This is a genomic window from Brasilonema bromeliae SPC951, assembly GCF_012912135.1.
Lineage (GTDB): Bacteria > Cyanobacteriota > Cyanobacteriia > Cyanobacteriales > Nostocaceae > Brasilonema > Brasilonema bromeliae.
This window is the reverse complement of record NZ_QMEB01000239.1, coordinates 1-7,704: the sequence shown is the minus strand read 5'-3', so window position 1 is coordinate 7,704 and position 7,704 is coordinate 1. Positions and strand designations below refer to the sequence as shown.

General features: G+C 45.0%; 7 protein-coding genes. 3 read left to right on the top strand and 4 right to left on the bottom strand.

Going from position 1 to position 7,704, the window contains the following annotated elements; translation table 11 throughout:
- Window positions 1-79: 79 nt before the first annotated feature.
- The 4 genes from ccmM to DP116_RS23585 form a co-directional block, all read right to left on the bottom strand.
- Window positions 80-1,747: a beta-carboxysome scaffolding protein CcmM gene (gene ccmM / locus DP116_RS23600; RefSeq protein ID WP_169157483.1), complete on the bottom strand. Its 1,668-nt coding sequence runs from the start codon at window positions 1,745-1,747 to the stop codon at window positions 80-82.
- A 513-nt stretch (window positions 1,748-2,260) separates the two neighbouring features.
- Window positions 2,261-2,563, bottom strand: coding sequence for a beta-carboxysome shell vertex protein CcmL (ccmL, locus tag DP116_RS23595; RefSeq protein WP_169157482.1), 303 nt, complete (start codon window positions 2,561-2,563; stop codon window positions 2,261-2,263).
- Between the two features lie 6 nt (window positions 2,564-2,569).
- The gene (locus DP116_RS23590; protein WP_048869679.1) at window positions 2,570-2,917 is read right to left on the bottom strand and encodes a carbon dioxide-concentrating mechanism protein CcmK; all 348 of its coding nucleotides are present in this window, start codon (window positions 2,915-2,917) and stop codon (window positions 2,570-2,572) included.
- Between the two features lie 188 nt (window positions 2,918-3,105).
- On the bottom strand, window positions 3,106-3,414 hold the full coding sequence (locus DP116_RS23585) for a carbon dioxide-concentrating mechanism protein CcmK (RefSeq protein WP_015209255.1): 309 nt from the start codon (window positions 3,412-3,414) through the stop codon (window positions 3,106-3,108).
- Window positions 3,415-4,046: 632 nt separating this feature from the next.
- On the opposite strand from DP116_RS23585, the gene DP116_RS23580 reads away from it, so the two are divergent.
- The 3 genes from DP116_RS23580 to DP116_RS23570 all read left to right on the top strand — a co-directional run.
- Complete coding sequence (locus DP116_RS23580) at window positions 4,047-5,903, top strand: NAD(P)H-quinone oxidoreductase subunit F (RefSeq protein WP_169157481.1); 1,857 nt, start codon at window positions 4,047-4,049, stop codon at window positions 5,901-5,903.
- A 39-nt stretch (window positions 5,904-5,942) separates the two neighbouring features.
- Window positions 5,943-7,445 (top strand): NADH-quinone oxidoreductase subunit M, encoded by a 1,503-nt coding sequence (locus DP116_RS23575; protein WP_169157480.1) that lies wholly within the window; start codon window positions 5,943-5,945, stop codon window positions 7,443-7,445.
- An 86-nt stretch (window positions 7,446-7,531) separates the two neighbouring features.
- Window positions 7,532-7,704, top strand: a 173-nt coding sequence (locus DP116_RS23570) for a CO2 hydration protein (RefSeq protein ID WP_281357469.1), incomplete at its 3' end; no start/stop codon positions are given.

Sequence of the window (7,704 nt, the reverse complement as noted above, 5' to 3'; positions counted from 1 at the left end):
GCTCAGGAGATTCAAATCTTCGGTGATTTTGAATTGTCTTGTCCCCTTGTCCCCAGCTCTTTTTGTTTGTCCCTTTGTCTTATGGGCGTTGGATAATTGTTTCCAGTACGCGACGTTTAGCTTTGGGCTCAATACCAATCAGTCGCACGTACTCCCCTTGGTATTGATTTAGATAGTTTTCTAATGCTGCTGCGGCTTGTTGTGCAGAACGAGTTTGAATTTGCCCAGCGCTTGACCACGAACCTGTGCGAAAACGTCGCTGGTCTACGTGTTCTACGCTAATGTTATACCCACCATTGATGAGTTGCTGTAGCTGTTCTACGACCTCGGAACTGAGGCGGGTACTGGTTGCTGTTCCTGCTGATCTGGCAGAATAATTGACCGGCACCTCACTAGTTGGCGCACTAGCTGTAGACTTAGAACTGCTGGATGAGCCAACTGGGTCGTTAGGACGTTGGATAATGCTTTCTAATACGCGCCGTTTAGCTTTGCGGTCAATACCAATCAAGCGTACGTACTCACCTTGATGATTTTCCATACATTCTTCCAATGCGCTGACAACTTCTTGTGTGGAAGTGACTTCAATGGGCTGGCAGCTTTGCCATGAACCTGTACGGAAGCGACGCTCATCTACGTGTTCTGTACCAATTTTGTAACCAGCTGCAAGAAGTTGTTGTACTTGGTCTAGAGTTTCGGCACTGAGTTTACCACTACCACTGCCGTTGCTGTAACCATTATCGCTGTAGCTTTTGTTTGTTTGATTGGTGGTAGGAGCTTTGAAGTTAGCAGGCGCATTTACGACTCCATCTGGGCGTTGGATAATGGTTTCTAACACGCGCCGTTTACCCTTGGGGTCAATGCCAAAAAGGCGGACGTAGTCGCCAGAGTGATCTGCTAAACAACTTTCCAAAGCTGCGATCGCCTCACCAACTGACCTTGCTTGTATTGGTGTACAACTTTGCCAAGAGCCAGTACGGAACCGCCGCTGGTCTACGTGTTCCGTACCAATTTTATATCCTTGATCTAACAGATAACGTACTTGATCGACTGTTTCAACACCCAAGCTACTTCTTGCCACGTCATTACTCCTTTCAAACCCATTATTGCTTGTATAAGATTTAGTCAATTCCTTCCGAACAGTACTTATACACTTACTATCCGCTGCACAGATGTAACCAGAGCGCAAGGCCTGATTAATCCCAACCACATGATGAGCAAATTGTTTATCGCGTGCCTGCACATCTGGTAAGCGATCAGCTTGCTGCTGACTCGTAATTATTGCTCCAGAAGGCACGTATTTTCCCGGAGGTATTTCCACATCTTGAATCAGAGCATGCATCATTACGATGCAACCTTCTCCGACTCTGGCGTTGAACACTGTGGAGCGAAAGCCAATGAAGGAATTATCCCCAACATAAGCTGGTCCATGAATGAGCGCCATGTGAGTAATGGATGCATTGGTGCCAATCCATACAGAGTACTCATTTTGGTCATCACCAATGACTCGACCTTGGTCTAACCCATGAATCACGACACCATCTTGAATGTTGGTGTTTTCACTTATGTGAAAGGGTGTGCCTTCATCCGCTCTAATCGAAGTTCCCGGAGCAACGATTACATTTGCGCCTACAAATACATCCCCAATAATATTAGAAAAGGGATGCACAAACGCTGTTTCATGGATGTTTGGCTCAGCTAAACTTTTTGACCACGGGGTTGGGGGTGCCGCCGTGCTGCGGACTGCCATCGCTAGATTCCTCCTCTGTTCTCCTTTGTCAAAAGTCCTTTGTCAAAAGTCCTTTGTTTACAGCTAATGAACGCCAGATGCCCTACTTGGGGAGCCACTGCGTTGGGGAGGCAGTGCGTTGGTGAGGCAGTCCGGTCTTGGGGGTTTCCCCCATGAGGAACTGCCGAAAGGGTTTCCCGGCTTGTAGACGCCCGAAGGGCGGCTTCCCGAAGGGTAGCATCTGCCGTCGGCTGTGCCGACTTGTAGCATGTGGCGTGAGACCCCAAGACGAGCCACTGCTGCAGGAGGGTCTCCCGACAGAGGCATGTGGCGTCCGCACTGGCTCCTAATGACCCTTACGGGTATGCCTGCCTTCGTCTGACCCAAGAGCGCCAGTCGCTCATGGGGGTTTCCCTCAAGATCCTGCTGGCTCACTAATGAACGGCAGATGACGCCAGGTGCTCCACTTGGGGAGACCCCAAGACCGCACTGGCTCCTGCCGGGGAACCCGTCCACCGCACTGCCTCCTAATGACTATCTATACTGGTCTTTTTTGCTGTAAATCACACGGTCTTGAACGTGGACTGTATCAATTATGGCCACCACTGCTGCGTCTACTGGACGTTGTTCGTTACCCAGAACTTGACGGGCGGCACTACCGCGACTAATAAGTACCCACTCATCTACTCCCGCACCCACACTATCAGCTGCCACCTCGTATTCTGGCAAAATTTGTCCTTCTTCATCTACTAATTGCAACAGCAGTAGCTTGACACCTCTGAGACTTGGGTCTTTTTGAGTGCTAACTACTGTGCCGCGAACTTTAGCAATTTGCATGACAGATTATGGTCTTCTGTTGCCGAAGGGACGAATTGCGTTCACATTCTCCCGGAACTGTTCTACGTCTTCTGTATAACGAATTGGCAGCACATATTCCAGGTTTTCGTGAGGACGAGCAATGATGTGGGTAGACAGCACTTGTCCACCATTGACTCGCTTGACTGATTCAACTCCAGCAGCAACTGAAGCTTGTACTTCAGAAACGTCTCCCCGCACAATCACGGTTACGCGACCGCTACCAATTTTTTCGTAGCCTACTAAAGTCACGCGAGCTGCTTTCACCATCGCATCTGCTGCTTCTACTACCGCCGGAAACCCCAAAGTTTCCACCATTCCTACTGCAATTGACATAAGTTTTAATCCTTTGTTTTTAAGATTTGAATACAGCCGACGTCGTAGCCCAATACGGCAACCCCGACAACAATTTCAGATTTTTCAAGCCGTCAGCACTTGGGCTGTTGGCTGAAAGCTTGATTTTTTGCAGTTGCTTTCTGCCGCTTAATTTTAGCCCAGCACTGAAGAGCGAAAATCCAAAATTGCTAAGTGCGGAACTGCTCCACGGCTTCGGTGTAACGAATAGGCAGTACGTATTCCAGGTTTTCGTGAGGACGAGCAATGATGTGAGTGGAAAGCACCTCACCGCCATTGACTCTTCTAGCTGCTTCCACTCCAGCAGCAACTGAAGCTTGTACTTCAGAAACGTCTCCTCGGACAATCACAGTCACCCGAGCACTACCGATTTTTTCATACCCTACTAGAGTAACGCGAGCGGCTTTCACCATCGCATCAGCAGCTTCAACGACTGCCGGAAACCCTTTTGTTTCAATCATTCCAACCGCAATTGGCATCGCAGAACTCCCACAAATTTAGTGCAATATACTGTCAGGTGGAAAATTTTTTACGGGGATGCTCATCTTGAGCTTTAAAAGCTTTCCAAATTAAGCATAGAAAAGCTTGGCGTCCCTGACAATATAAATTACCATAATAGTTTATAATAAACTTAATTAAAAAAAATTAATATTACTTGAGAACGACAATTCTGCTCAACCGAACTTCACAGATTCCTAGAGCAGACACTTCTGTTTTATAATTTTTTTATACTATCTGCTGAAACAGGTTCGTAAAGGTGGAAATTCTGCCTCAAGAAGAATGACGGAAAACTTAGGAAGTGTTAGGACAGTTCTTCCCTGGCTGTTACTCTTTGTGAAGACAATCAGAATAAAGTATATAATTTTTTATTATATTCCTTATAAACTAGAATCTTTTAGTTATAAATTATTGCTGTCAAAAGAAAGACAAGTAAGGGGGTAAGAAAAAATATATGATGAAATATACGACATTTTTGTTTGTGTTTTCGATACAAACAATGAAAGAATAATTCTAAATAATAAAATTTGAATTGTTAAAAGCAGAAACTAGGATCAATCATTTCATAAACTGAAAAAGGAATTCTTGCTCAAAGCTGTAAAGGAACATTTGAATGAATCAGATTCTCTTTTCAACAAGTTGGTGTATACCTTTTTATGGGTTAATAGGTGCCCTGTTGACTTTACCGTGGGCAATAGGATTAATTCGGCGCACAGGACCAAGACCAGCTGCTTATGTCAATTGGTTGGCAACCTTTTTGGCTTTTATCCACAGCCTGTTCGTATTCGTTGATATTTGGAATACAGAACCACAAAGTTTTTTGTTTACCTGGTTCAAAGCTGCGGATTTTGAGCTATCCTTTGCTTTAGAAATTTCGCCAATTAGTGTTGGGACAACAGTTTTCATTACAGGATTAAGTTTACTGGCACTAACTTACGCCCTTGGTTACATGGAAAAGGACTGGGCTATTGCCCGTTTCTTTGGGCTGATGGGGTTTTTTGAAGCAGCGCTGAGTGGCTTAGCTATCAGTGACTCTTTATTTCTCAGCTATGCCCTTCTTGAAATGTTGACTCTTTCGACTTACTTGCTGGTGGGTTTCTGGTATGCTCAACCGTTAGTCGTCACAGCAGCACGAGATGCATTTTGGACTAAACGCGTGGGAGACTTGTTGCTGCTGATGTCAGTTGTGACGCTTTCCACCATAGCAGGTAGCTTGAACTTTTCTGACTTGTATGAATGGGCGCAGACGGCAGATTTAAATTCAACAACATCAACTTTATTAGGTTTAGGGCTGATTGCAGGACCTGCAGGTAAATGCGCTCAATTTCCGCTACATTTGTGGTTAGATGAGGCGATGGAAGGTCCCAACCCAGCTTCAGTGATGCGAAACTCCTTGGTGGTGGCTGGTGGGGCGTATGTGTTGTTTAAACTACAACCAATTTTAGCGCTGTCGCCAGTCGCATTAAATGCTTTAATCGTCATGGGTACAGTCACCGCAATTGGTGCATCGTTAGTGGCGCTGGCTCAAATTGACATCAAACGAGCAATGTCTCACTCCACAAGTGCATACATGGGGTTAGCGTTTTTGGCAGTTGGGATGCAACAAGGAGGAGTTGCTTTGATGCTGCTGCTAACTCATGCCATTGCCAAGGCACTCTTATTTATGAGTTCTGGAGCAGTAATATTTACTACCAATACTCAAGATTTAACAGAAATGGGGGGTCTGTGGTCAAGGATGCCAGCAACCACCACAGCTTTTGTTGTTGGTTCTGCTGGAATGGTGACATTATTACCGCTGGGCAGTTTTTGGGCGATGTTAGGATGGGCTGATGGCTTGGCTTTGGTTAGCCCTTGGGTTGTTGGTGTGTTAGTGGTGGTCAATAGTTTGACGGCATTAAATTTGACACGCCTATTTCGCTTAATATTTTGGGGGCAGCCACAACCAAAGACCCGTCGCACTCCAGAAGTCGGTTGGCAGATGGCATTGCCAATGGTAACGCTGACGATAATGACCTTGTTATTACCCCTGATGCTACAACAATGGTATCTCTTACCGGATTGGGAAAGTATAAATTGGATTGTCGTGACCTTGTTAGTATCCTCTGGAGCGCTGGGGATAGGGGTAGGGTCTAACATCTATCTGCACAAAGCTTGGTCGAGATCTAGAGTTCTTACTTGGAGATTTTTGCAAGACTTGTTGGGTTATGACTTTTACATTGACCGACTTTATCATGTGACAGTCGTTAGTATAGTCGCGGTGCTTTCTAAAATTTCAGCATGGAGCGATCGCTACCTAGTAGATGGTTTCATTAACTTAATTGGGTTTGCAGCAATTTTTAGTGGACAAACCTTAAAGTATAGCGTTTCTGGTCGCTCTCAAGGATACCTATTGACCATCCTTGTAGGCATTAGCCTCCTAGGTTTTCTCATCAGTTGGTCATTAGGCTTGCTGAATACATTGCCATTTTAGTCCCCTTGTCCCCCCCTTCACCTTACCGACTTGTTTCCTATGCTCAGTATTTTGCTTTTGGTGCCGTTGCTCGGTGCGGCTTTGATCGGTTTCTTGCCTTTTGGCATGACACCAAAACTTTCTCGTAAAGTCGCTTTGGTTGTTGCGAGTATCGCTTTCTTGTGGACTGTAGTCATTTCAAGCCAGTTTAATCCTGGGGAGACGAATCAACAATTTACCGAATTCCTACCTTGGATAGATGCGTTAGGATTAAATTATTATCTTGGAATAGATGGTCTGTCATTACCTTTGCTGCTATTAAATGGCTTGTTGACTTGGATCGCCATTGACAGCACTGACGAAAATATTGCGCGTCCTCGATTTTATTACAGTTTGCTCCTGCTGTTAAACGCTGGCGTGACTGGAGCCTTCATGGCACAGGATTTACTGCTATTTTTCTTGTTTTACGAGATCGAACTGATTCCCCTGTATTTTCTGATTGCGATTTGGGGTGGAGAACGGCGCGGCTATGCAGCGACTAAATTTTTGATTTACACCGCTGTTTCCGGGATAATGATTTTAGCAAGTTTTCTGGGCATGGTTTGGCTGAGTGGTTCTTCTAGCTTTGCTTTGGATGCCTTGAATACTAGCGTTTTGTCTGTAGAGACACAAGTCTTACTCTTGCTGGGAATATTAATTGGTTTTGGCATCAAAATTCCCTTAGTTCCTCTACATACTTGGTTGCCAGATGCTCACGTTGAGGCTTCCACACCAATTTCTGTATTATTAGCTGGGGTACTGTTGAAGTTGGGAACTTACGGCTTACTCCGGTTTGGGATGAACTTGTTGCCGAATGGTTGGAGTTATGTAGCCCCCGTTTTAGCAACGTGGGCAGTTATCAGCGTGCTGTATGGTGCATCGTGTGCGATCGCCCAAAACGACATGAAAAAGATGGTAGCATACAGTTCCGTTGGACACATGGGCTATGTGCTTTTAGCCGCCGCAGCTGCAACACCTTTGAGTGTCTTGGGATGCATCATGCAAATGATTAGTCACGGCTTGATTTCAGCCCTGCTGTTTTTGCTGGTAGGGATTGTGTATAAAAAAACAGGTACCCGTGATTTAGGAGTTCTTCAGGGACTTCTCAACCCAGAACGAGGTATGCCTGTGATTGGAAGCTTGATGGTTTTGGGAGTGATGGCTAGCGCTGGTATACCGGGAATGGTGGGATTTATTTCAGAATTTATCATTTTTCGCGGCAGTTTCGCAGTTTTCCCAGTGCAAACTTTGTTGTCTATGATAGGTACTGGCTTAACTGCTGTTTACTTCTTAATTCTGATGAATCGTGCCTTTTTTGGGCGCTTGTCTCCACAAGTTGTCAATTTGCCACGCGTGTCTTGGGGCGATCGTATCCCCGCTGTAGTTTTAGCTGTGCTTATTGTCATTTTTGGAGTCCAACCCAATTGGCTTGTGCGTTGGACTGAACCGACAATGACGACGATGGTTAATATACCAACCCCAGTGGCAACGGTATCGTTTGTTAAGGAAAAAACCAAAACTTAAAAGACTGTTCTTAGGTTTGTAAGATGTGCCCAAATGCATACTACAAACCTAACTTTTAATATGTATTTTAAGTAGGAGATATAGCAATGGTAAACATAAAAGATAAACCTGTTAACTATCCATTATTTGAATATATCGAGCGATTAGAGTCAGGAGGGGCATTACTTCCTGATACCGAAGAAAATCTGATAGAAGTCGTCGGTATTCTGAAAAGTTACGGCATCGTTTTAGATGCCTACTCTAAAAATCTCATTTATGT